Below are 26,561 nucleotides of genomic sequence, written 5' to 3' on the forward strand. Positions count from 1 at the left end.
GGCCCGGGCCGGGCTTACTTCTTCTCGTTCGGGTCCCGGTGCACCGGATCGATCCACAGCACGGTCTCCGGCTTCTCGACCGGCTCGATATCGAGATTGATCGCCACCGCCTCGCCGTCGCTGCGCACCAGCACGCATTCCAGCACCTCGTCGGGGCTGGCGTTGATCTCCTGGTGCGGCACGTAGGGCGGAACGAAGATGAAATCGCCGGGGCCGGCCTCCGCGGTGAATTGCAGGCTCTCGCCCCAGCGCATCCGCGCCTTGCCCTTCACCACATAGATGACGCTTTCGAGATGGCCGTGGTGATGTGCACCGGTCTTGGCGTCGGGCTTGATGCTGACCGTGCCCGCCCACAATTTCTGCGCACCGACGCGTGCAAAGTTGATGGCGGCCGCGCGGTCCATGCCGGCCGTCGACGGCACGTTGGTATCGAGCTGGTTGCCGGGAATGACGCGCACGCCGTCATGTTTCCAGCGATCGTCATGATCGTGTGCATGGTGGGAATGCGTGTGGTCATGGCCCGTCATGATCTTGCTTTCTGTTGGTTCCGTGCGCGGCAAACTAACCAAAGCCGCGGCATCAAGCCATACCAAAAAAGGAACGCTCGTAGTCGTCCCGTGTTGTCCCCGCGATAGAACTGGAAGGAGAGTCTCATGGGTAGCACGACCGACAAGATCAAAGGCAACGCCAACGAGGCGATCGGCAAGGCCAAGCAGGGCATCGGCGAGGCAACCGGTTCCGACCGCCTGAAGGGCGAAGGCGCAGTCCAGGAGGTGAAGGGCAAGGGCCAGCAGGCCATGGGCGATGCCAAGGACGCCGCGAAGGAAGCGATCGATCGCGCCGCGGCTGCAGCGAGGCGCGCGGCAGAGTGACGCGCGCAGAGCTGCAAACGAAAAGACCGGCCGCAAGGCCGGTCTTTTTGTTTTGTCCATTTGACCGTCATTCCGGGATGGTCCGAAGGACCAGACCCGGAATCTCGAGATTCCGGGCTCGATGCTAACGCATCGCCTCGGAATGACGGCTGCGCCGTCACTTCACCGCGAGCAATTCCACGTCGAACATCAGCGTCGCGTTCGGCGGGATCACGCCGCCGGCGCCGCGCGCGCCATAGCCGAGCTGCGGCGGGATGATCAGCGTGCGCTTGCCACCGACCTTCATCGAGGCGACGCCCTCCTCCCAGCCGGCGATCACGCGGCCCTTGCCGATCGGAAACTCGAACGGCTCCTTGCGATCGACCGAGGAGTCGAATTTCTTGCCCTTCTGGCCGTTTTCATAAAGCCAGCCGGTATAGTGCATCACGCAGATCTGGCCGGGCTGCGGCGAGGCGCCGGTGCCGACGGCGGTGTCGATGATTTGCAAGCCTGAAGCTGTGGTCATGGTCTTTCCTGCGGTCTGGGCCGAGGCCGTGGTGGAAACGAAATCGGACACGCCAGCGATCACGGTGATCGCGAGTGCCGACATGATGGCGAGGAGCACGCGCTGGAAACGCTGCATAAGACACCTTCCGTTTGAGGCGGGAGGTGTCTAGCGCAACGAGGGTGCAGTTTCCAGCCGTAACGTTGCAGCTCTGGCCCTCGATCAATAGCCGAGCGCGCAGCCGTCCTTGCGCGGATCGGAACCGCCGGTGAGCGTGCCCTTGTCCCAGTCGATCCAGATCGCCTGGGCGCCGCCAAGCGGGCCGACCACGCTGGTGGTCTTGTGGCCGAGCTTCTTCAGGCCCTCGACGATGTCGGCCGGCACGCTGTCCTCGAGCTGGTACTGGCCCTCGTAGTGCAGGCCGCGCGGCATGTCGATCGCCTCCTGCACGTCGCAGCCATAGTCGAGGATGTTGGTCAATAGATGGGTCTGGCCGGTCGGCTGGTACTGGCCGCCCATCACCGCAAACGGCATCGTGGAACGACCGCCCTTGGTGAGCAGGCCCGGCATGATCGTGTGGAGCGGGCGCTTGCCGCCCTCGATGCAGTTCGGATGGCCCGGCTGGATGCGGAAACCACCGGCGCGGTTCTGGAGCAGCACGCCGGTCTTGTTCGAGACGATCGCCGAGCCGAAGGAATGCGCGACCGAATTGATGAACGAGCAGACGTTGCGGTCCTTGTCCACGACCGTGATGTAGATGGTCGAGGGGTTCATCGGCGGCGCGACGTTCGGCAGGTCGAGCATGCCGTCCATGCGGATCTTGCTGATGTACTCGTCGGCAAAGCCCTTTTCGAGCATCTCTGCGACGTTGATCTTCATGTGGTCGGGCGAGGCGACATGCATCTCGCGGTTCATGTAGGCGATGCGCGCGGCTTCAGCCTCGAGATGGAAGCGCTCGACGCTGACGGGCGCATACTTGGTCAGGTCGAAGCGCGACAGGATGTTGAGCATCAGAAGCTCAGTGACGCCCGGGCCGTTCGGCGGGCACTGCCAGACGTCGTAGCCCTTGTACATGGTGCCGATCGGCGTCGTCACTTCGGTGGTATGCGCGGCGAAATCGTCGAGCGTGTGCAGGCCGCCGATGCCGCGCAGGGTCTCGACCATGTCTTCCGCGATCGCGCCCTTGTAGAAGGCGTCGCGGCCGTCCTTGGCGATCGCGCGCAGCGTCTTGCCGAGCTCGGCCTGGCGGATGATGTCGCCGGCCACCGGCGGCTTGCCGCCCGGCAACAGGTAACGCACGGTGTTGGTGCCGCCCTTCAGCTTCTCGAACTGGTTCTTCCAGTCGAACGCGATGCGGGGGGCGACGACGTAGCCTTCCTCGGCCGCCTTGATCGCGGGCTGGAGCAGGCGGTCGAAGCCGAACTTGCCGTGATCGCGCAGCACGGTCGCGAAGGCGTCGATCACGCCGGGGATCGAGACCGCGTGCGCCGAGGTCAGCGGCACGGACGTGATCTTGCGCTCGAGATACCAGTCGGCATTCGCCGCCTTCGGTGCCCGGCCGGAGCCGTTATAGGCGATGATCTTGCCTTCACCGCGCGGCTGGATCAGCGCGAAGCAGTCGCCGCCGATGCCGGTCGATTGCGGCTCGATCACGCCGAGCACGGCCGAGCCGGCCACAGCCGCGTCCACTGCCGTGCCGCCCTCGCGCAGCACCTCGATCGCGGCCAGCGAGGCCTGCGGATGCGAGGTCGCCACCATCGCGTTGGTGGCGTGAACCGTGGACCTGCCGGGGAAATGGAAGTTTCTCATGCGAATTCTTGCTCTCTTGGGCCGTGCACGCGCACGGCGCGCCCTCTCGGAAAAACCGGGCTTACATGACACATTCCCGCCCGCCGGGGCAATGCTGGCATGCCAGGGAAATGGCTGCCATCCGCTGGACGTATAGACCTTTTGCAAGCTCCGGCCATGCGGGTTTTCTGGGCGCCGGCCGCCTGCTAAACGAGCCCCATGTCTGACAAGAATTCGGTCACCAAGGTCGCCGCCTTCTACCAGTTCGCCGCCCTGCCCGATTACCGCGAGCTGCGCGAGCCGCTGCGCGCGTTCTGCGCTGGCCTGGCGCTGAAGGGCAGCGTGCTGCTGGCGCAGGAGGGCATCAACGGCACGATCGCCGGCGCACCTGACGCCATCGACACCTTCGCTCATGAACTCGCCCATGGCGTCATGTTCGGCGGCCGGCTGGACAATCTCGAGCTGAAATTCTCGACCGCCGAGGCGATGCCGTTCGGCCGGCTCAAGGTGCGGCTGAAGAAGGAGATCGTCACGCTCGGGGACGCGGCTGCCGATCCGACCCGGCAGGTCGGCACCTATGTCGATGCCGCCGCCTGGAACGCGCTGATCGCGGCGCCGGACACGCTGGTGCTGGACACCCGCAACGCCTTCGAGGTGGCGATGGGCACGTTCGAGGGCGCGGTCGATCCCGGTATCAAGAGCTTTGGCCAGTTCAAGGACTTTGCCGCGGAACGGCTCGATCCGGCAAAACACCGCAGGATCGCGATGTTCTGCACCGGAGGCATCCGCTGCGAGAAGGCGAGCGCGCACCTGCTCGCGCGCGGCTTTGCCGAGGTCTATCACCTCAAGGGCGGCATCCTGAAATATCTGGAAGAAGTGCCGGAAGCGCAGAGCCGCTGGCGCGGCGAATGCTTCGTGTTCGACGAGCGCGTCGCGCTCGGCCACGGACTGCGGGAACGGGACAAGGACGCAACACGTGACCAATGAGATCAAGACGCTGAGCGAGCGCATCGACACGCTGGAGACACGCCTCGCCTACCAGGACGACACGATCGAGACGCTGAACCAGACCATCACCGCGCAGTGGAAGCAGATCGACGCGCTGACGCGGCAGATCGCGCAGCTCAGTGAGCGGCTGCAGGAGGCCGAGACGAATGCGCCGGGCCCCGCCAACGAGCGCCCGCCGCATTATTGAGCGATATTGCTGCCGGACGGCCCTTACTGACCGGACGCTTTGGGCAGCAGGTTCATGACCTCGCCCGACATCATCAGCCGGTCACGGCCCATATCCTTGGCGGCGTAGAGCGCGCGGTCGGCGGCCTCCACCAGCGAAGCGGACCCTGCGGTGCGCTCGAACGACGGCCGGCAGGTCGCGCCGCCAAGCGAAACGGTCACAGATGCCGAAATCGGGCTCGAGGCGTGGACGAGGCCTGCCTGGTGAATGGCCCCGCGGATCCGCTCGCCGATCCGGGCGCAGCCGGCCGCATCGGTATTGGGGAGCAGCATGGCGAATTCCTCGCCGCCGTAGCGCGCCGCCAGATCGCCGGCGCGGTGCATCTCGGCCGCGAGGATCTTTGCGACCACGCGCAGGCAGGCGTCGCCCGCGGGATGGCCATATTCGTCGTTGTAGGCCTTGAAATGATCCACGTCGATCATGAGCAGGGCGAGGCTGGAGCGGTCGCGATAGGCACGCGCCCATTCGTCGTTCAGCCGGTCGTCGAAGCAGCGGCGGTTGGCAAGCCCGGTGAGGCTGTCCTCGGTCGCGAGCGTCTCGAGCCTGGTTTCCAGCGTCTTCTGCTCGGTGATGTCGCGCGAGATCGCGACCACGCCGTCGACGCTGCCGTTGTCCTTGCGTGTCACCCGCATGGTCGATTCGAGCCAGACTTCGCCCTTCTGCCGGTGCGAGTTGCGATAGGTGACGCGCACCTCGTCCTTCTCGCCTCGCTTCATGGCATCGACGAGGGCCTGGACCTGCGGCAGGTCGTCCGCGTGAACGCCCGCGAGCGCGGGCGTTCCGATCAGCTGGCTGGCCCGCCAGCCGACGACGCGGATCGACGAGGGAGAGACATAGCGCAGCCGCTCGTCGAGCCCGATACGGGTCACCATGTCGCTGGAGCCTTCTGCGAGCAGGCGGAAATGTGCTTCCTTCTCGACCAGGGCCGCCGCCATGCGCTGGCCCCGCTGCAACTGCCGCACCAGCACCGCGCCGATGATCGCGATCAACATGACCAGCGCGAGCACATACAGCATGCGGGAAATCGCGGCGGCGCGCCAGGGCGCCAGCAGTTGGTCCTTGTCGACGGTCGCGAGCAGGAAGAACGGATAGCGGCCAGAGCGCTTGAAGAAGCTGACGCGTTCGGCGCCGTCCAGCGGCGACTTGAAGTGATAGGCGCCGCTCGGCCGTTGCAGGCTCGGGTTGCGGAACAGCGGCTTGTCGGCGACGCTGCGTCCGACGAATTTCTCGTTGCTCGGGTAGCGCGCGACGATCAGGCCGTCGCCATGCGTCAGCGCCACGGAGCTGTTGCGGCCGATCTCGAACTGCTCGTAGAAATGCGACAGATATCCGGAGCTGATGGTCGCGAGCACCACGCCGCCAAAGCTGCCGTCCGGCTTGTTGAAGCGGCGCGACAGGGTGAGGACCCATTCGCCATCGAGCAGGCTCTTCACGGGACGGCCGAGATGGGCCTCTCGTTTCGGGGAGAGCTGGTGATGGCGGAAGAACGCGTCGTCGCTGAGCGTCGAGCCGATCGTGCCGGGCGAGGTCAGCCAGTTGCCATGGTCGTCGATGATGGCGAAGCTGTGCACGCGCTCCGTCGCCTTCTTGCGCACCTCCATGAGGTTTCTGAGCTTGGCGATCGTGGCAGGGTCGGTGCCGTCCATCTCCAGCCGGCTGACGACGCCGACGACGCCGGAATCGAGCAGATCGAGGCTGTCCTCGGCATGCTGCGTCAGCGAGCGCGCAACGTTCGCCATCTCGGTCTCGGCGCCCTTGAGCACCGCGTCGCGAGCGGCCCATTCACGCCAGGCGCTGACGCCGAGGATGGTCGCGCAGGTCAGCACGACAAACGCCGCCGCGCGTAGCGGCAGGCGGCTCCATCCGGCTCGTTGGGTAGCAGCGCTCATGCGGCAGAGTTCTCCGATCGTTCGGAAACTCTGCCGCTTCTGTTATTGAACTCTGAAATGACTGCCGAAATACACCGTGATACCTGCGCTTTCCCGTAGTCCTACGGACGCAAGGATCAGCGCATCGCTAACAGGGTATTAGCGAACCTATCGGAATCCGGCGCCCCTCCCGCTAGCTGAAGATGGCCTTAACCTTGTCCCAGAGCGAGGGATTGTCCGCGTCTGCATCGGCCTTCGAGGGTGTCGGCTGGGCGACACTCACGGGATCGGACGCCGGGAAGCTGTCCTTGAGCCCGGTATCGAGCTTGGCATGGCGATCGGCGACGAGTGCCTCATGCAGATCGTCGGCGTGCTTGTCGTGCGGCGCGGGATTGAATGAGTCAACCATGATCTCCTCCATTGGTTGGTCAACGCGGCCCAATTGCGCTTGTTCCCCTGTTCCGCTGAAGGCCGCGGCGGTGTATCAGGAGCCGTAACCTTGCTCAGGATCCTTCGTGCCCCAGTCAGCGACAAAGCCCTTCATCGACGTGCTCTCCGGCCAGCGCCAAGCCATCCCGCCGATGTGGATGATGCGCCAGGCCGGCCGCTATTTGCCGGAATATCGCGAGGTGCGGGCCAAGGCCGGCGGCTTCCTCGATCTCTGCTTCAACCCGGAACTTGCGGCCGAGGTCACGCTGCAACCGATCCGGAGATTCGGCTTCGATGCGGCGATCATCTTCTCGGACATCCTGGTGATCCCCTACGCGCTCGGCCGCTCCGTGCGCTTCGAGGTCGGCGAAGGCCCGCGGCTCGAGCCGCTGGATGATCCTGCGAAGGTCGCCACGCTCGCCCCGCGCGCCGACTTCGGCAAGCTCGCGCCGGTGTTCGATGCGCTGAAGATCGTGCGCGGCGCACTCGATCCCAAGACCGCGCTGATCGGCTTCTGTGGCGCGCCGTGGACGGTGGCGACCTACATGGTCGCGGGCCACGGCACGCCCGACCAAGCCCCGGCGCGGATGATGGCGTACCGGCATCCGGACGCGTTTGCGAAGATCATCGACGTGCTGGTCGACAACTCGATCGAGTATCTGCTGGCGCAGCTCGCAGCCGGTGCCAATGCCTTGCAGATCTTCGACACCTGGGCCGGAGTGCTGCCGCCCGCCGAGTTCGCGCGCTGGTCGGTCGAGCCGACGCGGCGCATCGTCGAGGGCGTGCGCACAAAAGTGCCGGACGCGAAGATCATCGGCTTTCCCCGCGGCGCCGGCGCGCAATTGCCTGGTTATGTCGAGGCGACCGGCGTCAACGGCGTCGGCATCGACTGGACCGCGGAGCCGGCCTTCATCCGCGAGCGCGTGCAATCACGCGTCGCCGTGCAGGGCAATCTCGATCCGCTGGTGCTGATCACGGGTGGGGCCGCGCTCGACCGCGCGGTCGACAACGTGCTGGCGAACTTTGCGCAAGGGCGCTTCATCTTCAATCTCGGTCACGGCATCCAGCCGGAAACGCCGATCGCCCATGTCGAGCAGATGCTGAAGCGCGTGCGGGGGTGACAAGTCCCGCCTCCGACGCGGCGGAAACAAAAAACGCGAAAACAACCCCATGCACAGTAGATGCACAGTACAAATCATTGGAGAATTTCGGTCGGCATGGTTCTGAGCCCTGCCGCGGTCACGTTTGACTCGTCGGGCAAGACAGGCGCAGAATTACATGATCGCACCGATGAGCGTTTGGCAGCAGGCTAGCGCGGCCGACTGCGCTCGATGATCTCGGCAGCGCCCTTCCCCAGCAATTCAAGTCCCACCGCACGGCCAAGCTCACGCGGCCGGTTGGCGGGGCCTGTGCGCGAGGCTTCGATGATGGTGTTGCCGGAGAGGTCGAGCACGGATGCGGTGAGCGACATCTGATCGCCGGCGATGGTCGAGAAGCCCGCCACCGGCGAATTGCAGTGGCCATTCAGCACCCACAGCACCTCGCGCTCGGCATCGGCGGAGGCGTGCGCAGAGGGATCGTCGATCGATGACAGGATTTTTCGCGTTTGCCAGTCCTGCGCGGCGCATTCGACGGCGACGATGCCCTGCCCCGCCGCCGGCAGCATCTCCGCCGGTGTAAACTCGTAGGCGATGCGGCCCGCCAGACCGACGCGATCAAGGCCCGAGCGCGCCATGATCAGCGCATCGGCCGGCCCCACCGCGCCGCCATCCGGCAGGCGCTGCTTCTCGCCATTGTCGAGCTTTCGCACGCGCGTGTCAGCAGCCCCACGGAAGTGGATCACTTCTACATCGGGGAACAACCGCCGCGCATAGGCGGCCCGGCGGACGGCATTGGTGCCAATTTTAAAACCCTTGCCGCGCGACTGGCGCAGCGCCTCCAGCGTCACGCCGTCGCGCAGCACCAGCGCATCGCTTGGCGGATCGCGCGACAGCGTGGCGCCGATGACGAGGCCGGGCGTGTCCTCGTTGCCCGGCATGTCCTTCAGCGAATGCATCGCCGCCTGGAGCTCACCCGACAGGACGGCGGCGCGGATCTGCGCCACGAAGGCGCCGCCCTTGCCGCCATGCGGCAACAGCTTGCTGGTCTGGTCGAGATCGCCCGTGGTGTCGAACTTGACGATCTCGACGTCGAGACCGGGCACGGCGGCGGTCAGGCGGCGCGCGATCTCTTCCGTCTGTGCCAGCGCCATCGCGCTCTTGCGTGTGCCGATCTTCAGTCGCGTAGCCAAACTGTCTGCTCCTTCTCGCGCGGGTTTTACCGCGCATCCTCCAATATCATGTCGGAGGCCTTTTCGGCGATCATGATGATCGGCGCGTTGGTGTTCCCCGATACGAGGTCCGGCATGACCGAGCCGTCGACGACGCGAAGGCCTTCGAGCCCCCTCACCTTCAGCCGCTGGTCCACCACCGCGAGCGCGTCGTTGCCCATACGACAGGTCGAGGTCGGATGGTAGATGGTGCTGCCACGCTCGCGGCAATAATCGAGCAGCTCTCCATCCGTGGATACCTTCGCCCCGGGATCGTATTCGCTGACCACGAACGGCTTCAGCGCCGGCGCATTCAATATCTTGCGCAGGATCTTCAGGGCCTCGACGTTGGTGGTGCGATCGGTCTCGGTAGACATGTAGTTGATGCGGATTTCCGGCGGCACGGTCGGGTCGGCGCTCCGGATCCGCAAGGTCCCGCGGCTTTCGGGGCGGAGCTGGCAGACCGAGGCGGTGAAGCCGGAGAAATCGTGCAGCTTCTCGCCCATCTTGTCGGTCGAGAACGGCAGGAAGTGGACCTGGATGTCGGGCGAGGCGAGCCGCGGGCTGGTCTTGAAGAACGCGCCGGCCGTGCCCGCCGCGATCGTCAGCCAGCCCTTCCGGAACAGCGCATAGCGCGCGCCGGCGAGCGTGCGGCGGAGCGGATGATTGACGGTGTCGTTGAGCGTGATCTTCTGCGAGCAGCGCATCACGATGCGGACCTGCATGTGGTCCTGGAGATCGTGGCCGACGCCTTGCGCATCCAGCACCACGTCAATGCCGTACTTGCGCAGCAGATCGCCGGGGCCGACGCCGGAGAGTTGCAGCAGCTGCGGCGAATTGTAGGCGCCGCTCGATAGCACGATCTCCTTGCGCGCGCGGGCACGGCGCACAGTTGCGCCCTGCCGATACTCGACGCCGACGGCGCGGCGGCCCTCGAACAGCACGCGCTGGCCGAGCGCCTCGGTCTCGATCCTGAGGTTGCCGCGCGTCTTCGCCGGGCCGAGATAGGCGACCGACGTCGAGGCGCGGCGGCCGTTGCGCGTCGTGGTCTGGAACAGGCCGACGCCTTCCTGCGTGGCGCCGTTGAAATCGGGATTGTAGGGCAGACCGGTCTCGACCGCGGCGTCGATGAAGGCCTTCGACAGCGGATCGGTCACGGTCATGTTGGAGACCGGCAGCGGGCCGCCGCTGCCGTGATACTGGTCGGCGCCGCGCGACTGGCTCTCGGCCTTCTTGAAATAGGGCAGCACGTCGTCATAGCCCCAGCCGGTGTTGCCGCGCTGGCGCCAGCGGTCATAGTCCTCGTGCTGGCCGCGAACATAGAGCAGGCCGTTGATCGAGCTCGAGCCGCCCAGCGTCTTACCGCGCGGCTGGAACACCTGGCGCCCCTTCAGCTCGGGCTCCGGCTCGGTCTGGTACATCCAGTTGACGCTCTTCTCCTTGAACAGTTTGCCGTAGCCGAGCGGCACGTGGATCCAGATGTTGGAATCTTTCGGGCCGGCCTCGAGCAGCAGCACGCTGTGCTTGCCCTCCGCCGACAGCCGGTTGGCGAGCACGCAGCCGGCGGAGCCGGCGCCGACGATGATGTAGTCGAATTCGGGATCGGACGGCGAGAGAGAGGAGTTTGCGGTCATGTCTTGCCAGTGTTCTTGTTGGTGGGCGTTTCCGTTTCGTCACTTACCACGATCATGCGCGCAGACGCAGCGCCTCGACCAGCGACTTGAACGCACGGGCATATTCCGCGCCCGCCCTTGCGATATCCGCGCGTCCGGCGCAGGCGACCGCAGCCTCCGTGACCGCACCGAGCAGCAGCCGCGCCAGTGGCTCGACCGGCTGCCGCGCGATCAGGCCGGCCTCCATCGCGGCCGCGATCGCGCGCGGCAGCTTGCCGCCAAAATGCTGCGCGTCGATCTCGCGCCAACGCTCCCAGCCCAGCACGGCCGGGCCGTCGCGCAGGATGATCTGACCGGTCGGGCCCTTGGCGGTCGCAGCAAAGTAATGCTGGGTGCCGGCGACCATCGCGGCGAGCACGTCCCTCTCGGCCCGCGCGGTGCTGTCGATCTCCGCAACGAGATCGCGCGAGACCAGTTCGAACACGGCTTCGAAAACCGCCTCCTTGGTCCTGAAGTGATGATAGACCGCCCCCTTGGCGACGGAGGCCCCCTCCGCGATCTCGTCCATGGTGGTGGCGGCAAAGCCTTGCGTCCCGAACAGGCGGCGCGCCGCCGTCAGGATCGCCTCCGATGTCGCCGCCCGCCGCTCCGCCTGTTTCGCCATGTCGTCTCGTCTATAGCGCGGTGAGTTGAGATCGAAGCGAGTTCGGCCACGAGCGACGCTGCTTCCGTTCCCTCCCCCTTTGTGGGGGAGGGTCAGGGGGGTGCCACACGGGGATTCCATCGATCGCGCATCCGTTCGGTGCATCATCAACAACTGGCACTCTTTGCTGAGCTACCCCTCTCCCTAGCCCCCCACAAGGGGGGAGGGAACGCATCTTCGTTGAGGCACTAGCTGGGCTTCATCTCATCAATCTCGTGTAATCGAATTCGCTTCACGCAGCCAGTTGACTTTTCGACTACCGGTCGGTACTTACCGACTAGCAGTCGGTTTTAATCGAAAGGTGTGCCATGCCGAGTCGTGAGATCGTCGAAGCCTTTGCGAAGCGGCTGGAGGATGGGGATTTCGTCGGCGCGATCGAACAATTCTATGCGCCCGACGCCGCCACCTATGAAAACAACGCCGCGCCGACTGTCGGCCGGGAAGCACTGGCAGCAAAAGAGCGCGGTGTGCTGGCAGCGACCAAGGAGGTCAAGGCCGCGCGCATCGGGCCGAGCCTGATCGAGGGCGACACTGTCGCGACACGCTGGCGGTTCAGCTTCACCAGCGCTGAAGGGGTCGTCCGAACGTTGGATGAGATCGCGTGGCAGACCTGGCGGGGTGACGAGTTGATCGAAGAACGGTTCTATTACGATCCGAAGCAGCTGGGGCGATGATCGCGTCTCCCGGACACAGGTGTCATCGCCCGCGAAGGCGGGCGATCCAGTATTCCACCAGCGCCGGTGATTGATCCGATAGGCCGCGGCGTACTGGATGCCCCGCCTTCGCGGGGCATGACAGCAGAATTGGTGGCGAAATGTTCCTCGCGTTACAACCGTAACGCGGGGTGCCGCATTTGTATCGATTTGTTATCGATACTGTCGATTGGAACACGCAGAAGTGGTCGCGGCGACCGTGCCAAGCGGGGATAATTCATAGTTCGTCAAAGGTTTGCAGCGAATTCTCCCGATCGAGCCGGACGAACGGCCCATCCTGCTAGGCTCTGGAATGCGGACTCAACTGACCACCTATTTCGCGCGGCTGTTCGCCGGCGATCTATCAGCGTTCGGCGGTCCCGCAACCGACGAGGCGTTGGCCGGTCACATCCGCGCAGAACAGATGTCGCTGGTGCTCGGCTATTCGGTCGGCATCATGCTCGCCAATGCCTGCAACGCCGCCGTGCTGGCGATCGCGCTGTGGCAGTCGCCGGACAGGGCGTTCGCCCTGATCTGGGCGGTCACCGTGGCCGGCGCCGCAATCGCGTTCGGTGTGCAATCCCATGCCTCGCGCCGCATCACCAAGCCGCAATTCGTCTCGCGGCGCGCCGTGCACCGGCTGGTGCGCAATGCCTTCGTGCTCGGGGCTGTCTGGGGCATCGTACCGGTCGCCTTCTTCGCCGACGCCGACACCGGCGGAAAACTCGTCATCACCTGCCTGTGCTCCGGGATGCTTGCCGGCGGCGCATTTGCCTTCGCCACGATTCCGATCGCGGCGATCGCATTCACGGCGCCCCTCTTCCTCGGGATCGCCATCTGCCTTGGACGCAGCAACGATGTGGCCTATTTGCTGATCGCCATCCTGGTGGCGGTCTACGGGACCGTGCTGCTCCGCGCCGTGTTCGTCAATTCGTTCTCGTTTGCGCGGCGCGTGATACGGCAGGTCGAGGCCGAGCGCACGGTGCGGCAGGATCCGTTGACGCATCTGCCCAACCGCTTCGCCTTCAACGAGACGCTCGATGCCGCCTTGAAGCGGCTGGCCCTGTCGGGCGAAGAGTTCGCGGTGCTGCTGCTCGACCTCGATCGCTTCAAGGAGGTCAACGACAAGTTCGGCCATCCCGCCGGCGACGAATTCCTGGTCCAGGTCGCAAGCCGCCTGCAACACTGCACCCGCGCAGCCGAGCACGTCGCGCGCATCGGCGGCGACGAGTTCGCGCTGGTGATGGCCAATCTGGCACGGCCCGAAGATGCGCTCGAGATAGCCGAGCGCTTCGTCGCGTCGTTCGCCGAGCCGTTCCCGATCGAAGGCCGCCAGATCGTGGGCGCAACCAGCGTCGGCATCGTGCTGGCGCCACGGGACGGCAACACGGCGCTCGACGTCATGAAGAATGCCGACGCCGCGCTCTACCGCGCCAAGAAGGCGGGACCCGGCACGGTCTGTTTCTTCGAGGACAGCGACGACAGGGTGTCGCGCGACCGCAAGGCGCTGCAATCGGACCTCGAGGGCGCGATCGCCAGGGACGAGCTGTTCCTGGCGTTCCAGCCGTTCCTCGACCTCGCCGAGAACCGGATCACGGGCTTCGAGGCGCTGTTGCGCTGGCAGCATCCCTCGCGCGGACTGGTGCCGCCGAGTGAGTTCATCCCCATCGCCGAGGAGACAGGGCTGATCCACGAGATCGGCGAATGGGTGATCCGGCGTGCCTGCGCCACGCTGGCGGACTGGCCCGAAGAGATCAGGGTCGCGGTGAATTTCTCCGCGGCGCAGTTTCACAACACCGGCATCCTCCAGACCATCGTGCAGGCGCTGGCCGACGCGAAGGTCTCGCCCAGCCGGCTCGAGGTCGAGATCACGGAATCGATGCTGCTGTCGAAATACGGCTCGGCCGCGTCGATCCTGAACGCGCTGCTGCAACTCGGCGTCACCGTGGCGCTGGATGATTTCGGCACCGGGTTCTCGTCACTGACTTACTTGCGCAAGCTGCCGTTCAGCCGCATCAAGATCGACCAGTCCTTCATCAGCGACATGCTGGTGCAGCCCGACTGTGCCGCGATCGTGAAGTCGGTGATTTCGCTCGCACGCGACCTGCGCATCGCCGTGGTCGCCGAGGGCGTCGAGACTGCCGACCAGCTCGAATATCTGCGCCAGATCAGTTGCGACGAAGTCCAAGGCTATCTGATCAGCCGGCCGGTGTCGGCCGATGGCGTGCTCGCGCTGCTCGACACGAACGAAAAAGTTGGTGGCGACCTACGCGGCGTAGAGCACACAGTCGGAAAGTCGCCGGTATCATGGGATTGGTCTGCTTCCATGACCTAAGGCTACCCGCTGTTCTGAGAGTGGTTTCCGAGTGTTTCGGCGCGCTACCTCTAAAGATGACTTGCTGTGTCGGCTCCACTAAGCAACACTTGCCCCCATTTCAGAGGAGTCATTTTTGAGGGGCATCATCATGCCTGAGATATTTGACGTTGTGCTGTGGTGCGCCGCGCTTGCGACATGGCTGATGCTTCTGTTCGCCTTCCTGAGCAAGGCCCTGAAACCGCTCTCAAAGAGCGTCCGCCGCGTGATCGCGGAAGCTTTCAAGCCCAACTTGAAGTGATGTCGGCTACGATGCCCGATCGAAACTGAACCGGCCTGCCCCGGTGACGAAGATCAACATCGCACCTCCCATGATCGAGATGTTCTTCAGGAAATGGTTGTATTGACCAATCTGCTGCGCGCCCGCGGGATACTCCCAGTAGCGGTGCGCGATAGCCGTTGCCGCCACGACGAACACAAACGTCAGAATTGCGCAGTAGCGCGTGCCGACGCCCAATATCAAACCAACGGATATCAATACTTCCAGTGCGATGTTCGTCATGGTGAACAGCTCAGGTGCTGGAAGGTGCAGGGACCTGAAATAACCCACGGAGCCGCTGAAGTCGGATATTGCTCCGTAGGCGCTTCCGACGAATACCCACGCGAGCAGAACGCGGCCGATCAAAATCAGCGAGTCGGCACTCCCTGTGGCGAACTCATCGACTGCCCGCGAGACCGAATTGGATTTCATGGCAGAACCTCCACCCTTGTTGTCCAAGACCGGCTGAACACTTTGACTGCCGAGAGCAATCCTATCATGATTGGTGGACCGTACGAAGCGCTCTTGCCGGCTCGTTGGCGCGACAAACGAAGCCCGCTTCGTCACGCAGAGCGGATGCGCAAGCCTTCAGGCCGATCGCGCTTTCCGGGTACGCCTTCCAGCCCGGTCAGATCGCGTCCGCGCGCAGCAACGTGTCCACGGTGATGGTGCCGCGGGCACGGGAGACGCAGGCGCAGATCTTCTGGTTGCTCTGTTTCTGATGGTCGCTGAAGAAGACGTCGCGATGGTCGATCTCGCCGTCGACCTCGACCACGTCGATGGCACACAGCCCGCATTCGCCGCGCTTGCAGTCGTACATCACGTCATGCCCGCTGGCATTGAGCACGTCCAGCATCGAGCGCTCGCGGGGAATTTCGAGCTCGATGTCCGTGTCCTTCAAGCGCACGCGAAACGTCTCGGTCGGCAGCGTGCCGCTGGAGCCGAAGGTCTCGTAGCGGAGATCGGGAAGCGGATGGCCGGCGCCGATCCAGGCGTGGCGCGCGGCATCCAGCATCCGCATCGGGCCGCAGAACAGCGCCAGCGCACCTTGCGGCAATGACGCGAACAGCGCGTCGAGATCGAGCCGGCAGCCTTCGTCGCTCGCATGGACCACCAGGCGGTCGCCGAGCATCCCGGCGAGATCGTCGAGATAGGCGGCCTCGCTACGCGAGCGCACGGCATAGTGCAGCGTGACGTTTGCCCCTCGCCGCGCCAGCGCCTGCGCCGCGCCGAGGATCGGGGTGATGCCGATGCCGCCGGCGATCAGGCAATAATTGTCGCGCGCCCAGTCGACCGCGAGCAGCGAGGCGGGCTGCGTGATGTCGAGCCGCACGCCCGGTGCCAATTGCCACATATAGCGCGAGCCGCCGCGGGAATCCTCGGCGCGGCGCACCGCAATCCGCAAGCCACGCGAGGAGGCCTCGCCGACCAGCGAATAGGACCGCGTCTCCGGCAGGCCGTCGATGGTCACGCTGACATTGATGTGGCTGCCGACCGGATAGGCGGCGCCGTCGAACTGGTCGGGCAGGATCAGGAATTCGCGGATGCCGGGCGCAAGGTCACGCGTCGAGACGAGCGTCGCCGGGGTCCAGGTTTCGATGAAGCGCATGGTGACTAGCCCTGGTCGGTTGCGGTCTTGATCAGCGCGAGCGCCGGCAAGAGGTCGAGATGAGTCCGGTTGCGCAGCGCGAGCCGCAGGTTTCGTACGGCGAGCCGCGCGTGCTCGCGCATGATCGCTTCGGCGCGCGCGCCCTCGCGGTTTTCGATGGCGTCGATGACGACGCGGTGGTGCTCCTGGCCGATGATCAGGATCTGTTGGGCTTCGGGCAATGCGGATTGCGCCATCACAAAACCGCTTGGCGAGGCGAATGGCAGCGCGGAGGCGCGGTCGATCTGCCGGATCAAGGGCGGGCTGCGCGACAATTCCGTCAGCAGCGCGTGGAAGCGCGCGTTCAGCGTGACATAGGACGAGAAGGCGTCGACCGAGATCGGCACCTGGCGCAGCAATTCGTCGATCGCGGCGAGACATTCCTTCAACGGCTCGAGCTCGCGCGCGGAGACGCCGCGCTCGGCGGCAAAGCGCGCGGCGAGTCCTTCTAAGGTGCCGCGCAGCTCGATGGAATCGGAGATGTCGCGCTCGGAGAACGCCTTCACCATGAAGCCGCCGGAGGGGATCGCCTCGAGCAGGCCCTCCTCCTCCAGCCGCACCAGCGCCATGCGCACCGGCGTGCGCGAGGCACCCGTCGTCTCCACCGCCTGAAGCTCGGAGATGCGCTCGCCGGGACGCAAGGACCCCGACAGGATCTGGTCGCGCAGTGCGAGCTGCGCCTTCACGGTCTGCGAGACGGAGCGGTCGACCTCGCGCTCGGCCATATCGCTACTCCGCGGCCTGAAGGTGCTGCGGCGCGTTTTCCTTCGCCACCATCTTGTCGATCAGCTTGCGCGTCCACATCGCACCGGCGTCGATGTTGAGGTTGTAGAAGACGCGATCCGGGTTCTCGTCCATCGCGCGCTGCTGCGCTTCGAGGATCAGCTCGTCCTCGTGGAAGATGCCGGAGACGCCCTCGCGGATTTCGGTGGTGATGCGCTGCTCGCCGATCTGATAGTTGCGGACGAAGGCCCAGAAATAGTGACAGGTCTTCTCCGTCTCCGGCGTGATGGTGTTGAGCACGAAGCCGTTGACGCCCTGCGAGCGGTCGCCTTCCGGCGCGCCGGTGCCTGTCGGCGCCACGCCGACGTCGATAGCGATGGTGCAGGGCGCCTCGAAGCGGATGATCTGCCAGCGGTCGACGAGGCCGGGCTTGCCGAGCTGCTTGGCCCAGAACGGCGGCGGCTCGATGTTCCGCATCCAGCGCGTCACCGTCACCGTCTTCTCGCCATGGGTGACGTCGAAAGGGGCTTCGGCAACGGCGTCGTTGCCGATCGAGGAGCCGTGCACGAAGGTCTCGTGGGTGAGGTCCATGAGATTGTCGAGCACGAGGCGGTAGTCGCAATTGACGCGGATGGTCTTGCCGTCGCCGGCCCAGGCCGGATCGTGATTCCAGTGCATGTCGGGCACGAGCGCGGGATCGGCCAGCGCGGGGTCGCCCATCCAGAGCCAGATGTAGCGATGCCGCTCGACCACGGGATAGGCGCGCACGCAGGCCGAGGGATTGATGGTCTCCTGCGAGGGCATGAAGGTGCAGCGCCCCTGCGCATTGTACTTCAGGCCGTGATAGCCGCAGACAACGGTGTCGCCCTCGAGCCGGCCCTTGGACAGCGGCACCAAGCGATGCCAGCAGGCATCCTCCAGCGCGGCCACCGAGCCGTCGGCCTTGCGGTACATCACGACGTGCTTGCCGCAGATCGTCCGCGGCAGCAGCGCCGGCTTCACCTCGGCGTCCCAGGCGGCGGCGTACCAGGCGTTCATCGGGAAGGGTTTTGTCATCGGTCTCACTCCCACGGCTTATGAATACGTTATGTATACATTAATGAGGTGGCGCAGTTCAAGCCCAAAATAGGCGAATTATACTACCGTTATTGGATTGAATGTATACAGATATAGCTCCACTGTCATTCCCCGCGAAAGCGGGGAATCCAGTATTCCGCGGCGGTCATTGGTTCACACAACTGCTGCCGCGGCGTACTGGATCACCCGCTTGCGCGGGTGATGACACCTGTTGATACGGGGAGTCCTCCCGTGGGGGAGCAATGAGAGCGGCGCCCTCGCCCGCAACTACACCCCGAACACCTTCGCCAGCCCGGCCTGGGCCTCTTCCTGAATCCGCTTCAGGTGCTCGGTGCTGCGAAAACTCTCCGCGTAGATCTTGTAGACGTCCTCGGTGCCGGACGGCCTCGCTGCGAACCAGCCGAAATCGGTCTCGACCTTGATGCCGCCGAACGGCTGGCCGTTGCCGGGCGCCTTGCTCAGCGTGGCGCGGACGGGATCGCCGGCGAGATCCTTCAGGCCGAGCTGCTCGGGCGTGACGGACTTCAAGATGTTCTTCTGCGGTGTGGTCGCCGCGACGTCGATGCGCGCGTAATGCGGCACGCCGAACTCGGCCGTGAGGTCGCCAAACAGCTGACTCGGATCGCGGCCGGTCTTCGCAATGATCTCGGCGGCAAGCAGGCCGAGGATGATGCCGTCCTTGTCGGTGGTCCACACCGTGCCGTCGCGGCGCAGGAACGAGGCCCCTGCACTCTCCTCGCCGCCAAAGCCGAAGCCGCCCGTGAGGAGGCCGTCGACGAACCATTTGAAGCCGACCGGCGTCTCGACCAGCTTGCGACCGAGTTTTTTGGCCACGCGATCGATGATCGAGCTCGACACCACGGTCTTGCCGATCGCGGCATCCTTGCTCCAGTTCGGGCGGTGCGCGAACAGATAGGAGATCGCGGTCGCGAGGTAGTGGTTCGGATTCATCAGGCCGCCGGTGCGCGTCACGATGCCGTGGCGGTCGGCATCGGTGTCGTTGGCGAAGGCAACGTCGAAGCGGTCGCGCATCGCGATCAGGCTCGCCATCGCGTAAGGCGAGGAGCAGTCCATGCGGATCTTGCCGTCCCAGTCGACGGTCATGAAGCGGAAGGTCGGATCGATCGCCTCGTTCACCACCGTGGCCTTGAGGCCGTAGCGCTCGATGATCGGATGCCAGTAATGCACGGCGGCGCCGCCGAGCGGATCGATGCCGATATTGATGCCGGCGGATTTGACGAGATCGAGATCGACGACGTTGCCGAGATCGGCGACGTAGGGCGTGATGAAGTCGTAGGCGTGGACGGTCGCGGACTTTTTCGCCCTGGCATAGTCCATGCGCGCGACGCCCTTGAGCCCATCGGCAAGATAGGCGTTGGCGCGCTTCTCGACGACGGAGGTCGCATCGGTGTCGGCCGGGCCGCCATGCGGCGGATTGTATTTGTAGCCGCCGTCTTCCGGCGGATTGTGCGAGGGCGTGACGACGACGCCGTCCGCGAGGCCCGACGTGCGGCCCTTGTTGTAGGTGAGGATCGCGTGCGAGATGACAGGCGTCGGCGTGTAGCCGCCATCCTTGTCGACCATGACGTCGACGCCGTTCGCCGCGAACACCTCGACGGCGCTGACCAGCGCCGGCTCGGCCAGCGCGTGGGTGTCGATGCCGATGAAGAGCGGGCCGGTCAGCCCCTTCTCCTTTCTGTAGTCACAAATTGCCTGCGTGGTCGCGAGGATATGGCCCTCGTTGAAGGTGTTCCTGAACGAGGTGCCACGATGGCCGGAGGTGCCGAACGCCACCCGTTGCGCCGGATCAGCCACGTCCGGCTTGCCGGCGAAATAGGCCGTCACCAGCCGCGGAATATTGGCGAGCGCGCTCGGCGCAACCGGCTTACCCGCCGCGGGATCAACTTCTGCCACTGCAACTCCCCTGTACCCTTCGAACGACGCACTAGAACACCATACCATCGGCCAGCCCGTCGCCAAACCGGCCCGATGCCGCGCTCCGGTCAACGATCAACCAACAACGCCAATCCGCACAGGATGATCCATGGCGATTACGCATGGCGCGCCCTCGTACTTTGGTCCCGGATATCGGTTGATGCAGGACAAAGACGCCGCCGCGCCGCGTGGGCACGCTGCTTTCCGATTGATGAACGAAGGTGGGGATTTGCGGGATTAGCCGCCTGATCCCTTGGCTGATTCCTTGGCTGATTCCGTGGGGGAGTAGACTAAATGACCGGTCGTCTGATCTTCGTGCTCATGCTGGCCCTGACCACATCGTCTTTGGCCACGTCGTCCGCCTCCGCCGCGGAGGGCGATCCGGCGAGGAGCAAGGCCGTCTTCCAGCGGACCTGTGAGAACTGCCACGCGGCGGTGATCGGGGTGAACAAGGTCGGCCCAAGTCTCTGGAATGTCATCGACCGCAAGCCTGCAATCGTCCCGGACTTCGCCTATTCTGATGCAATGAAGGCCAACAAGCAGGCCTGGACGCCAACAACGCTGGACGCCTATCTCGCAGACCCCCGCGGCGACGTCCACGGCGTCAAGATGTTCTTCAAGGGGCTGCCGAACCCCGCAGACCGGGCCAATGTCATCGCCTATCTTCAGACGTTGAGATGAACGATCGGGGCGGACGCTAGATCGATCCGGGACAACGCCCGTTCGCCGGGTCATGCGGTTCTGTTATGATCCGCGCGGCCACGGAGAATCATCCACGCATTGACCTCGCGCGCTGGCATCTGCCCGTGCTTATCTTGCTCGCCATCGCGGGGGCTGCGGCTCGCGCGAACGCCGCCGAGTTCTACACCGAGGACCTCCGCATCCCGATGACGGAGGCCGGGCCGCAGGGGCTGGAAGCTTTCCTGGTGCGCCCGGCGGGGACGAAGCGCTATCCGCTCGCGCTGCTCAGCCACGGCTCGCCGCGCAATTTCGACGACCGCGCGACCATGTCCGCGCACAAATATTACGGCATCGCGCTGGAATACGCCCGGCGCGGCTTTGCTGCGCTGATCGTGATGCGGCGCGGCTACGGCACCTCGCCCGGTGGACGCGTCGACAGCGTCGGCGGCTGCGCCAACGCGGCCTACCTGCCGGCGGCGGCGGTTGCGGTCGCGGATTTGCGCGCGGCGATCGATGCGATGGCCCGTCGGGCCGACGTCACGACATCGGGCATGATCGCGGCCGGCCATTCCGCCGGCGGGCTCGCCACCGTCGCGCTGACGGCGCAGGCACCGGCCGGTCTCGTCGCCGCGATCAGCTTTGCCGGCGGCCGCGGCTCGCGCGACGACGACGACGTCTGCAACGAGGGTGGGCTGGTGCAGGCCTTCGCCACCTTCGGCAAGACGTCCCGCGTGCCGATGCTGTGGGTTTACGCGACCAACGATCTGTTCTTCGGGCCCGATCTCGCCCGCCGGCTCTATGACGGGTTTCGCGGCGGCGGCGGCAACGTGAAATTCGTCGCGGCGGCGCCTTACGGCGACGATGGCCATTATCTCTATTCCGTGGTCGGCCGTCCGCAATGGACGCCGTATATGGACGCCTTCCTGCGCGAGCGCGGGCTCGGCCACGACGTCCTCAGTCCGCCCGATCCGCTGCCGCCGCCGAGCCAGCTCAACGAGGCCGCGCGCTCCGAGTTCGCGCGCTATCTCGCCAGCACCGTGCCGCACAAGGCTTTTGCGGTGTCGCCCAACGGCGGTTACGGCTGGCGGTCGGGGCGCGCGACGGCCGACGATGCCCAGCGCGATTCGCTCAGCGCCTGCATGAAATGGTCGCCCACCTGCGCGCTCTACGCGGTCGATGACCGGCTGGTCGGGGCCGCGCAAAGGACAATAACGGACCAGAGCGCCCGCGCGCGGTAGGCGCGAGGGCGATCAGGTCTTTCGACGGATGAGGCTAGAGCCGTTCGCTGAGCGCGAGCTTGTAGCCGACGCCGGTGACGGTCGCGATCACGGGCGTGCCGCTGCCGACGAGCTTGCGGCGCAGCCGCGCCACCAGCGCATCGACCGTGCGGATGTCGACCTCGGCCTGGCGGTTGCTGACGACCTCGATCAGATAGTCGCGGCTGAGCGGCCTGCCGTCGGCGCCGACAAGCGCCGCCAGCAGGTCGAACTCGGCCCGCGTCAGCGACACCGGCTTGCCGTCGTTGCCGAGCAGCTCGCGCCGCGTCAGATCGATGATCCAGTCGCCGAAGGCGATCGAATTGTGGTTGCGCGCCGCCTTGCGGTCGATCGAGCGCCGCCGCAGCACGCTGCGGGCGCGCGCAAGCAGGTCGCGCAGATTGATCGGCTTGGTGACGTAGTGGTCGCCCGCGATCTCGAGGCCGAGGATGCGATCGACGTCGGTGTCGCGGCGGGTCACGAAGATGATGCCCGCGTTGCTGGTCGCCTGGATTTCCTTGGCGAGCTCGAAGCCGTCGCCGTCGGGCAACTGCACGTCGAGGAAGATGAGGTCGGCGCGCCCACGCAGCGCCTGGCGGCATTCCGCGCAGGAGCCGGCGCCGACCACGTCGAAATTGTTCTCGCCGAAGTAACCGACCAGCATCGTCCGCGTCACCGGATCGTCTTCGACGACGATCAGCCGCTCGCGGCCTGCGGGACGCACGTCCTGACGTGCGGGATCAGCCACGATGGTGGATGTCCTGTGTGCTTGCGGGCCGGCCTGAAAATTCAAGTCGTCGCGCAACGCGCTGTCCTGTGAACGAACATTCACAACTGGTTCGAGCCCCCGAAATTGCCTGCTGGAATATTAGGCGTGTTGTGTTGCCTAAACAATATTGGTCACAGTCTCGACGTATAAAGTATGAATTGGCCCACAATTCTCATCCCGCGCATCATCGCGCAGGCACGGCTCGCGCGAGCGCCGGGAGCCGGCCCAAGACGGCCGACCGCGCACATCGGGACCCGGATTCAACCACCGGCTTATGCAAAGAAGCCCGTCACTTCGGAGAAACGGCAGCGCCTCCGACGCCGATGCGGCTTGCCCCGCCGCGGACTTCAAATCTAATGTGAGTCCCCGGGGGATCTGGACGCTGGAGTAGGCGCCATGGAAGTCATACTGCTCGGCACCGGCGGCCCGCGCCCGGACCCGCGCCGCATGGCGACGACCACGCTGATCAGGCTCGGCGAAGAGAACATCCTGTTCGATGCGGGCCGCGGCGTCATGGTGCAGCTCAGCAAGGCCGGCGTGCCGCTTGGCGCCATCAACACGGTCTTTCTCACCCATCACCATTTCGACCATATCGGCGACCTCTACGATGTGATGCTGAATTCATGGATGCACGGGCGCAAGGACGCGCTGCGCATCTATGGGCCGCCGGATACCGAACGGCTGGTCAACACGCTGGTCACACAGGTCTACGACAAGGACATCACCTGGCGGGATCGGGGCGAGCCGACCTTCGGCGGCTGGAAGCCGGTCATCGCAACCGACATCATTCCGGGCCCGGTTCTCGACACCGGGCGCTGGAAGATCAGCGCCGAGCTCGTCTCGCATGGCGATGGCCTCGACATGCCGCCGGCCTTCCTCGCGCGCTGGATGTGTCTCGGCTACCGCTTCGAGGCGGAGGGCAAGGTCATCGCGATATCCGGCGACACGGTCCCCTGCCCCGGTCTGGAACGACTGGCTGAGGGAGCCGACCTGCTGGTGCAGTGCTGCTTTCTCGCGACGCCGGAGATCAACAACGAGCACCTCCGCCGGCTTGCGAAATTCACGATCGCCTGCGGCAACACGGTCGGCAAGGTCGCGGCCAAGGCCGGCGTGAAGAAGCTCGCGCTGACCCATCACCGGCCGCGCACCGACGATTCCATGCTGAACGCGCTGCTCGCGGATGTCCGGCAGGACTATTCGGGTCCCGTCGTGCTCGGCGAGGACCTCACGCGGATCGAGGTCTGAAGGCCACCGATCTCAGGACGATGCGACCTCGATCCGGAACGACAAGCGCTCTTCGGCGCCGGCTGCGATATGCATCAGGCCGGGCTTGTCACTGAACGCACCGTCGAAGCCGGCCGGGCTGGCATAGCCGCGCCATGGCTCGATGCAGAGGAACGGGGCGCCCGATGGTTTCGACCAGACGCCAAGCTCGCGAAAGCCGCGCCAGGACATCTTTAGCCAGGGCCCGCTGGATGCACTCGGCCCGGCCGCATAAAGCACCGAATTGCTGTCGATGCGGTCGAAGATGATGGCGTCGTCGACGAACAGGGAATCGGACAAGGGGAGTACCGTGCCGCTGACGGGACTTGGCTCCGTGGCCGCGCGCAGCAAGCCGCCGTCGAGACGGCGGATGGGCGACGACTCGGCGTTCGCGAAGGTCAGCGCATAGTCTTCCTTGGACACGCCGGACTGGAGCGGCCAGTTGAATGCGGGATGGCCGCCGAGCGAAGCCGGCAATGTTTCCTTGCCGGTGTTGGCAACCGTGAGCGAGAGATCGAGACCGGCGTCGTCGATCGCATAGGTGGCCGTCAGGCGGAACGCGAACGGATAGAGCGCGCGCGTCGTCTCGCTGTCTTCGAGCACGAGCACACATCGGCTCTCGCCGCGCTCCGCCCACGCGAAGCGGCTGTCGCGCGCAAAGCCGTGCTGGGTCATCCGATATGTCTTGCCCCGGTGCCGCAACTCGTCGTTGGCGAGACGCCCGACGATGGGAAACAACAGCGGCGCGTGGCGCGGCCAGGCCGGTGCGGCCTGCCAGACGAATTCGAGGCCGGCATCGCTCTTCAGCGAGCACATTTCGGCGCCGTGCGCCTTGATGGTCGCGGTCAGCCCGCCGCTGCGGATCGAGTGCGTGTCGTCGGTCATGACAATCTCCATAGCGGCAGCGAGGCCGACGGGCCGGGCGCGACCGCTTCGTGTGACCGATCATATCGCATCGGAGACGATTTCGCCCGCCTCGGGACGAGGCGGGCGAAAGGTCGCGAAGCTCAGTGCCCCGCGGCTCGTGTACTAGGCCTGAGACGACGGACGGCCGACGCTCTCGTAGGTGAAGCCGGCGGCGTGCATGTCTTCGGGGCTGTAGATGTTGCGGAGGTCGACGACGACGGGCTGCGCCATGACACTCTTCAGCCGGTCGAGATCGAGGCCGCGGAACTGCACCCATTCGGTGACGACAACCAGCGCATCGGCGCCCTGCGCGCAGGAATAGGCGTCCTCGCAATAGGTGATGCTGGGCAGCTCACTCTTGGCCTGCTCCATGCCGACGGGATCGAAGGCCTTCACCTTGGCGCCCATGTCGATCAGGCCGGTCACCAGCGGGATCGACGGCGCATCGCGCATGTCGTCGGTGTCGGGCTTGAAGGTGAGGCCGAGCACGGCGATGGTCTTGCCGCGCAGCGAGCCGCCGAGCGCCTGGCTGACCTTGCGCGCCATCGCGCGCTTGCGGTTCTCGTTGACGGCCAGCACGGATTCGACGATGCGCAAGGACACGTCGTAGTCCTGCGCGATCTTGATCAGCGCCTTGGTGTCCTTCGGGAAGCACGAGCCGCCGAAGCCGGGACCTGCATGCAGGAACTTGGTGCCGATGCGGTTGTCCAGGCCAATGCCGCGCGCGACCTCCTGCACGTTGGCCCCGACCTTTTCGGAAAGGTCCGCGATCTCGTTGATGAAGGTGATCTTGGTCGCGAGGAACGCGTTGGCGGCGTATTTGATCATCTCGGCTGTGCGACGCGCCGTGAACATCAGCGGCGCCTGGTTCAGCGACAGCGGGCGATAGATGTCGCCCATCACCTTGCGGGCGCGCTCGTCGGAGGTGCCGACCACGACGCGGTCCGGGAACTTGAAGTCGCGGATCGCCGCGCCCTCGCGCAGGAATTCGGGGTTGGAGGCGACGACGACGTCGGCGTTGGGATTGGTTTCGCGGATGATGCGCTCGACCTCGTCGCCGGTGCCGACCGGCACGGTCGATTTCGTCACCACGACGGTGAAGCCCGACAGCGACTGCGCGATCTCTTTCGCGGCGGCGTAGACGTAGGAGAGATCGGCGTGGCCGTCACCGCGGCGCGACGGCGTGCCGACCGCGATGAAGACGGCATCGGCGTCCGCGACCGGCTTCGACAGGTCGGTGGTGAAGTCGAGCCGCTTGGCCTTGACGTTGGTCGCGACCAGCTCGTCGAGCCCGGGCTCGTAGATCGGGATCTCGCCGCGATGGAGCGCCGCGATCTTCTTCTCGTCCTTGTCGACGCAGGTGACGTCGTGACCGAAATCCGCAAAGCAGGCCCCGGACACCAGTCCCACATAGCCCGTTCCGATCATCGCGATTCGCATGAAAGACTCTTTCCGTTGAAGACGGTTGCTCCACTGAACACCCTAGACCAATTCTCTATCCGACCGCACGCCCAACATTAGGGCAGCCTGCATCACCTGCCGAACAAACCTTCACCGCCTTGCGCGGGGGCAACGGCGGACATTTCCCAAAACGCGCCGCATGCACGCAATGCAGTCGACATATGCGACCGGTGCGCTGCACTTAACCATCGGTCCGGATGCGGAACACGGTGTTGGCG

Annotated in this window: 26 protein-coding genes; 10 read left to right on the plus strand and 16 right to left on the minus strand. The window is 65.2% G+C overall.

Features of this window, described 5'->3' with window-relative positions; genetic code table 11:
- Positions 1-14: 14 nt before the first annotated feature.
- A complete protein-coding gene (locus ACFLEY_RS35640) occupies positions 15-527 on the minus strand; it encodes a cupin domain-containing protein (RefSeq protein WP_011085194.1) in 513 nt (170 codons plus the stop codon).
- A 126-nt stretch (positions 528-653) separates the two neighbouring features.
- Here ACFLEY_RS35640 and ACFLEY_RS35645 point away from each other — a divergent pair, with 126 nt between their 5' ends.
- Entirely contained in the window at positions 654-872 is a 219-nt protein-coding gene (locus tag ACFLEY_RS35645) for a CsbD family protein (protein WP_060910803.1), read from the plus strand.
- Positions 873-1,029: 157 nt separating this feature from the next.
- Here the strand turns inward: ACFLEY_RS35645 and ACFLEY_RS35650 are convergent, their stop codons facing one another.
- Positions 1,030-1,494 carry an FKBP-type peptidyl-prolyl cis-trans isomerase gene (locus ACFLEY_RS35650; RefSeq protein WP_060910802.1) on the minus strand — a complete coding sequence of 155 codons (465 nt, stop codon included), beginning with the start codon at positions 1,492-1,494 and terminating at the stop codon, positions 1,030-1,032.
- 84 nt (positions 1,495-1,578) lie between these two features.
- Positions 1,579-3,165: a gamma-glutamyltransferase gene (gene ggt / locus ACFLEY_RS35655; protein ID WP_060910801.1), complete on the minus strand. Its 1,587-nt coding sequence runs from the start codon at positions 3,163-3,165 to the stop codon at positions 1,579-1,581.
- Between the two features lie 198 nt (positions 3,166-3,363).
- Here ggt and ACFLEY_RS35660 point away from each other — a divergent pair, with 198 nt between their 5' ends.
- Positions 3,364-4,131 (plus strand): rhodanese-related sulfurtransferase, encoded by a 768-nt coding sequence (locus ACFLEY_RS35660; RefSeq protein WP_028175081.1) that lies wholly within the window; start codon positions 3,364-3,366, stop codon positions 4,129-4,131.
- Positions 4,121-4,339 (plus strand): SlyX family protein, encoded by a 219-nt coding sequence (locus tag ACFLEY_RS35665; protein WP_011085189.1) that lies wholly within the window; start codon positions 4,121-4,123, stop codon positions 4,337-4,339. Before ACFLEY_RS35660 ends, ACFLEY_RS35665 begins: the two co-directional genes overlap by 11 nt.
- Before the next feature lie 23 nt (positions 4,340-4,362).
- Here ACFLEY_RS35665 and ACFLEY_RS35670 read toward each other — a convergent pair whose 3' ends face one another.
- Together ACFLEY_RS35670 and ACFLEY_RS35675 are read right to left on the minus strand one after the other, a co-directional pair.
- The gene (locus ACFLEY_RS35670; protein WP_060910800.1) at positions 4,363-6,267 is read right to left on the minus strand and encodes a diguanylate cyclase; all 1,905 of its coding nucleotides are present in this window, start codon (positions 6,265-6,267) and stop codon (positions 4,363-4,365) included.
- Between the two features lie 172 nt (positions 6,268-6,439).
- Positions 6,440-6,655, minus strand: a complete 216-nt coding sequence (locus ACFLEY_RS35675; RefSeq protein ID WP_396604349.1) for a hypothetical protein — start codon at positions 6,653-6,655, stop codon at positions 6,440-6,442.
- Between the two features lie 106 nt (positions 6,656-6,761).
- Between ACFLEY_RS35675 and hemE the strand changes: the two genes are divergently transcribed.
- On the plus strand, positions 6,762-7,796 hold the full coding sequence (gene hemE / locus ACFLEY_RS35680) for a uroporphyrinogen decarboxylase (RefSeq protein WP_060910799.1): 1,035 nt from the start codon (positions 6,762-6,764) through the stop codon (positions 7,794-7,796).
- A gap of 188 nt (positions 7,797-7,984) precedes the next feature.
- Here the strand turns inward: hemE and hemC are convergent, their stop codons facing one another.
- Genes hemC through ACFLEY_RS35695 form a run of 3 tightly spaced genes read right to left on the minus strand, consistent with a single transcriptional unit; the run spans position 7,985 to position 11,260 of the window.
- Positions 7,985-8,965, minus strand: coding sequence for a hydroxymethylbilane synthase (gene hemC / locus ACFLEY_RS35685; RefSeq protein WP_082756057.1), 981 nt, complete (start codon positions 8,963-8,965; stop codon positions 7,985-7,987).
- 26 nt (positions 8,966-8,991) lie between these two features.
- Positions 8,992-10,617 (minus strand): GMC family oxidoreductase, encoded by a 1,626-nt coding sequence (locus tag ACFLEY_RS35690; RefSeq protein ID WP_396604350.1) that lies wholly within the window; start codon positions 10,615-10,617, stop codon positions 8,992-8,994.
- A gap of 52 nt (positions 10,618-10,669) precedes the next feature.
- The gene (locus ACFLEY_RS35695) at positions 10,670-11,260 is read right to left on the minus strand and encodes a TetR/AcrR family transcriptional regulator (RefSeq protein WP_060910797.1); all 591 of its coding nucleotides are present in this window, start codon (positions 11,258-11,260) and stop codon (positions 10,670-10,672) included.
- Positions 11,261-11,607: 347 nt separating this feature from the next.
- Between ACFLEY_RS35695 and ACFLEY_RS35700 the strand changes: the two genes are divergently transcribed.
- The 3 genes from ACFLEY_RS35700 to ACFLEY_RS35710 all read left to right on the plus strand — a co-directional run bounded on the left by ACFLEY_RS35700 (position 11,608) and on the right by ACFLEY_RS35710 (position 14,606).
- Positions 11,608-11,973, plus strand: a complete 366-nt coding sequence (locus ACFLEY_RS35700) for a nuclear transport factor 2 family protein (RefSeq protein ID WP_011085182.1) — start codon at positions 11,608-11,610, stop codon at positions 11,971-11,973.
- Between the two features lie 331 nt (positions 11,974-12,304).
- Positions 12,305-14,326 (plus strand): bifunctional diguanylate cyclase/phosphodiesterase, encoded by a 2,022-nt coding sequence (locus ACFLEY_RS35705; RefSeq protein ID WP_211433621.1) that lies wholly within the window; start codon positions 12,305-12,307, stop codon positions 14,324-14,326.
- Positions 14,327-14,456: 130 nt separating this feature from the next.
- Positions 14,457-14,606, plus strand: a complete 150-nt coding sequence (locus ACFLEY_RS35710; protein WP_166466020.1) for a hypothetical protein — start codon at positions 14,457-14,459, stop codon at positions 14,604-14,606.
- 6 nt (positions 14,607-14,612) lie between these two features.
- Here the strand turns inward: ACFLEY_RS35710 and ACFLEY_RS35715 are convergent, their stop codons facing one another.
- From ACFLEY_RS35715 to pgm, 5 genes are all read right to left on the minus strand, one after another.
- On the minus strand, positions 14,613-15,056 hold the full coding sequence (locus ACFLEY_RS35715) for a DoxX family protein (RefSeq protein WP_038967373.1): 444 nt from the start codon (positions 15,054-15,056) through the stop codon (positions 14,613-14,615).
- A gap of 196 nt (positions 15,057-15,252) precedes the next feature.
- Positions 15,253-16,233, minus strand: coding sequence for a PDR/VanB family oxidoreductase (locus ACFLEY_RS35720; RefSeq protein WP_060910795.1), 981 nt, complete (start codon positions 16,231-16,233; stop codon positions 15,253-15,255).
- A 5-nt stretch (positions 16,234-16,238) separates the two neighbouring features.
- Positions 16,239-16,997, minus strand: coding sequence for a GntR family transcriptional regulator (locus ACFLEY_RS35725; RefSeq protein WP_060910794.1), 759 nt, complete (start codon positions 16,995-16,997; stop codon positions 16,239-16,241).
- 4 nt (positions 16,998-17,001) lie between these two features.
- Positions 17,002-18,051 carry an aromatic ring-hydroxylating dioxygenase subunit alpha gene (locus tag ACFLEY_RS35730; RefSeq protein WP_060910793.1) on the minus strand — a complete coding sequence of 350 codons (1,050 nt, stop codon included), beginning with the start codon at positions 18,049-18,051 and terminating at the stop codon, positions 17,002-17,004.
- A gap of 288 nt (positions 18,052-18,339) precedes the next feature.
- A complete protein-coding gene (gene pgm, locus ACFLEY_RS35735; RefSeq protein WP_060910792.1) occupies positions 18,340-19,986 on the minus strand; it encodes a phosphoglucomutase (alpha-D-glucose-1,6-bisphosphate-dependent) in 1,647 nt (548 codons plus the stop codon).
- Positions 19,987-20,301: 315 nt separating this feature from the next.
- On the opposite strand from pgm, the gene ACFLEY_RS35740 reads away from it, so the two are divergent.
- Complete coding sequence (locus tag ACFLEY_RS35740) at positions 20,302-20,688, plus strand: cytochrome c family protein (protein WP_060910791.1); 387 nt, start codon at positions 20,302-20,304, stop codon at positions 20,686-20,688.
- A gap of 65 nt (positions 20,689-20,753) precedes the next feature.
- Positions 20,754-21,926: a S9 family peptidase gene (locus ACFLEY_RS35745; protein ID WP_082756054.1), complete on the plus strand. Its 1,173-nt coding sequence runs from the start codon at positions 20,754-20,756 to the stop codon at positions 21,924-21,926.
- A 34-nt stretch (positions 21,927-21,960) separates the two neighbouring features.
- Here the strand turns inward: ACFLEY_RS35745 and ACFLEY_RS35750 are convergent, their stop codons facing one another.
- On the minus strand, positions 21,961-22,776 hold the full coding sequence (locus ACFLEY_RS35750) for a response regulator transcription factor (RefSeq protein WP_011085173.1): 816 nt from the start codon (positions 22,774-22,776) through the stop codon (positions 21,961-21,963).
- Positions 22,777-23,109: 333 nt separating this feature from the next.
- Here ACFLEY_RS35750 and ACFLEY_RS35755 point away from each other — a divergent pair, with 333 nt between their 5' ends.
- Complete coding sequence (locus ACFLEY_RS35755; RefSeq protein ID WP_060910790.1) at positions 23,110-23,958, plus strand: MBL fold metallo-hydrolase; 849 nt, start codon at positions 23,110-23,112, stop codon at positions 23,956-23,958.
- Positions 23,959-23,970: 12 nt separating this feature from the next.
- On the opposite strand, the gene ACFLEY_RS35760 is transcribed toward ACFLEY_RS35755, so the two are convergent.
- Positions 23,971-24,861: an aldose 1-epimerase family protein gene (locus tag ACFLEY_RS35760; RefSeq protein WP_060912945.1), complete on the minus strand. Its 891-nt coding sequence runs from the start codon at positions 24,859-24,861 to the stop codon at positions 23,971-23,973.
- A 144-nt stretch (positions 24,862-25,005) separates the two neighbouring features.
- On the minus strand, positions 25,006-26,322 hold the full coding sequence (locus tag ACFLEY_RS35765; protein WP_011085170.1) for a UDP-glucose/GDP-mannose dehydrogenase family protein: 1,317 nt from the start codon (positions 26,320-26,322) through the stop codon (positions 25,006-25,008).
- Between the last annotated feature and the right edge of the window lie 239 nt (positions 26,323-26,561).

Source organism: Bradyrhizobium sp. YCK136, assembly GCF_044570075.1.
Lineage (GTDB): Bacteria > Pseudomonadota > Alphaproteobacteria > Rhizobiales > Xanthobacteraceae > Bradyrhizobium > Bradyrhizobium diazoefficiens.

Excerpts from the sequence above, each read along its gene's own strand:
- ACFLEY_RS35690 (WP_396604350.1), bottom strand. The coding sequence starts at position 10,617 with ATGACCGCAAACTCCTCTCTCTCGCCGTCCGATCCCGAATTCGACTAC.
- ACFLEY_RS35740 (WP_060910791.1), top strand. The coding sequence starts at position 20,302 with ATGACCGGTCGTCTGATCTTCGTGCTCATGCTGGCCCTGACCACATCG.
- ACFLEY_RS35715 (WP_038967373.1), bottom strand. The coding sequence starts at position 15,056 with ATGAAATCCAATTCGGTCTCGCGGGCAGTCGATGAGTTCGCCACAGGG.
- ACFLEY_RS35645 (WP_060910803.1), top strand. The coding sequence starts at position 654 with ATGGGTAGCACGACCGACAAGATCAAAGGCAACGCCAACGAGGCGATC.
- ACFLEY_RS35660 (WP_028175081.1), top strand. The coding sequence starts at position 3,364 with ATGTCTGACAAGAATTCGGTCACCAAGGTCGCCGCCTTCTACCAGTTC.
- ACFLEY_RS35755 (WP_060910790.1), top strand. The coding sequence starts at position 23,110 with ATGGAAGTCATACTGCTCGGCACCGGCGGCCCGCGCCCGGACCCGCGC.
- ACFLEY_RS35695 (WP_060910797.1), bottom strand. The coding sequence starts at position 11,260 with ATGGCGAAACAGGCGGAGCGGCGGGCGGCGACATCGGAGGCGATCCTG.
- ACFLEY_RS35675 (WP_396604349.1), bottom strand. The coding sequence starts at position 6,655 with ATGGTTGACTCATTCAATCCCGCGCCGCACGACAAGCACGCCGACGAT.
- ACFLEY_RS35705 (WP_211433621.1), top strand. The coding sequence starts at position 12,305 with ATGCGGACTCAACTGACCACCTATTTCGCGCGGCTGTTCGCCGGCGAT.
- ACFLEY_RS35730 (WP_060910793.1), bottom strand. The coding sequence starts at position 18,051 with ATGACAAAACCCTTCCCGATGAACGCCTGGTACGCCGCCGCCTGGGAC.
- ggt (WP_060910801.1), bottom strand. The coding sequence starts at position 3,165 with ATGAGAAACTTCCATTTCCCCGGCAGGTCCACGGTTCACGCCACCAAC.
- ACFLEY_RS35700 (WP_011085182.1), top strand. The coding sequence starts at position 11,608 with ATGCCGAGTCGTGAGATCGTCGAAGCCTTTGCGAAGCGGCTGGAGGAT.
- ACFLEY_RS35650 (WP_060910802.1), bottom strand. The coding sequence starts at position 1,494 with ATGCAGCGTTTCCAGCGCGTGCTCCTCGCCATCATGTCGGCACTCGCG.
- ACFLEY_RS35640 (WP_011085194.1), bottom strand. The coding sequence starts at position 527 with ATGACGGGCCATGACCACACGCATTCCCACCATGCACACGATCATGAC.
- ACFLEY_RS35745 (WP_082756054.1), top strand. The coding sequence starts at position 20,754 with ATGATCCGCGCGGCCACGGAGAATCATCCACGCATTGACCTCGCGCGC.
- ACFLEY_RS35720 (WP_060910795.1), bottom strand. The coding sequence starts at position 16,233 with ATGCGCTTCATCGAAACCTGGACCCCGGCGACGCTCGTCTCGACGCGT.
- ACFLEY_RS35710 (WP_166466020.1), top strand. The coding sequence starts at position 14,457 with ATGCCTGAGATATTTGACGTTGTGCTGTGGTGCGCCGCGCTTGCGACA.
- ACFLEY_RS35765 (WP_011085170.1), bottom strand. The coding sequence starts at position 26,322 with ATGCGAATCGCGATGATCGGAACGGGCTATGTGGGACTGGTGTCCGGG.
- ACFLEY_RS35670 (WP_060910800.1), bottom strand. The coding sequence starts at position 6,267 with ATGAGCGCTGCTACCCAACGAGCCGGATGGAGCCGCCTGCCGCTACGC.
- ACFLEY_RS35760 (WP_060912945.1), bottom strand. The coding sequence starts at position 24,861 with ATGACCGACGACACGCACTCGATCCGCAGCGGCGGGCTGACCGCGACC.
- ACFLEY_RS35725 (WP_060910794.1), bottom strand. The coding sequence starts at position 16,997 with ATGGCCGAGCGCGAGGTCGACCGCTCCGTCTCGCAGACCGTGAAGGCG.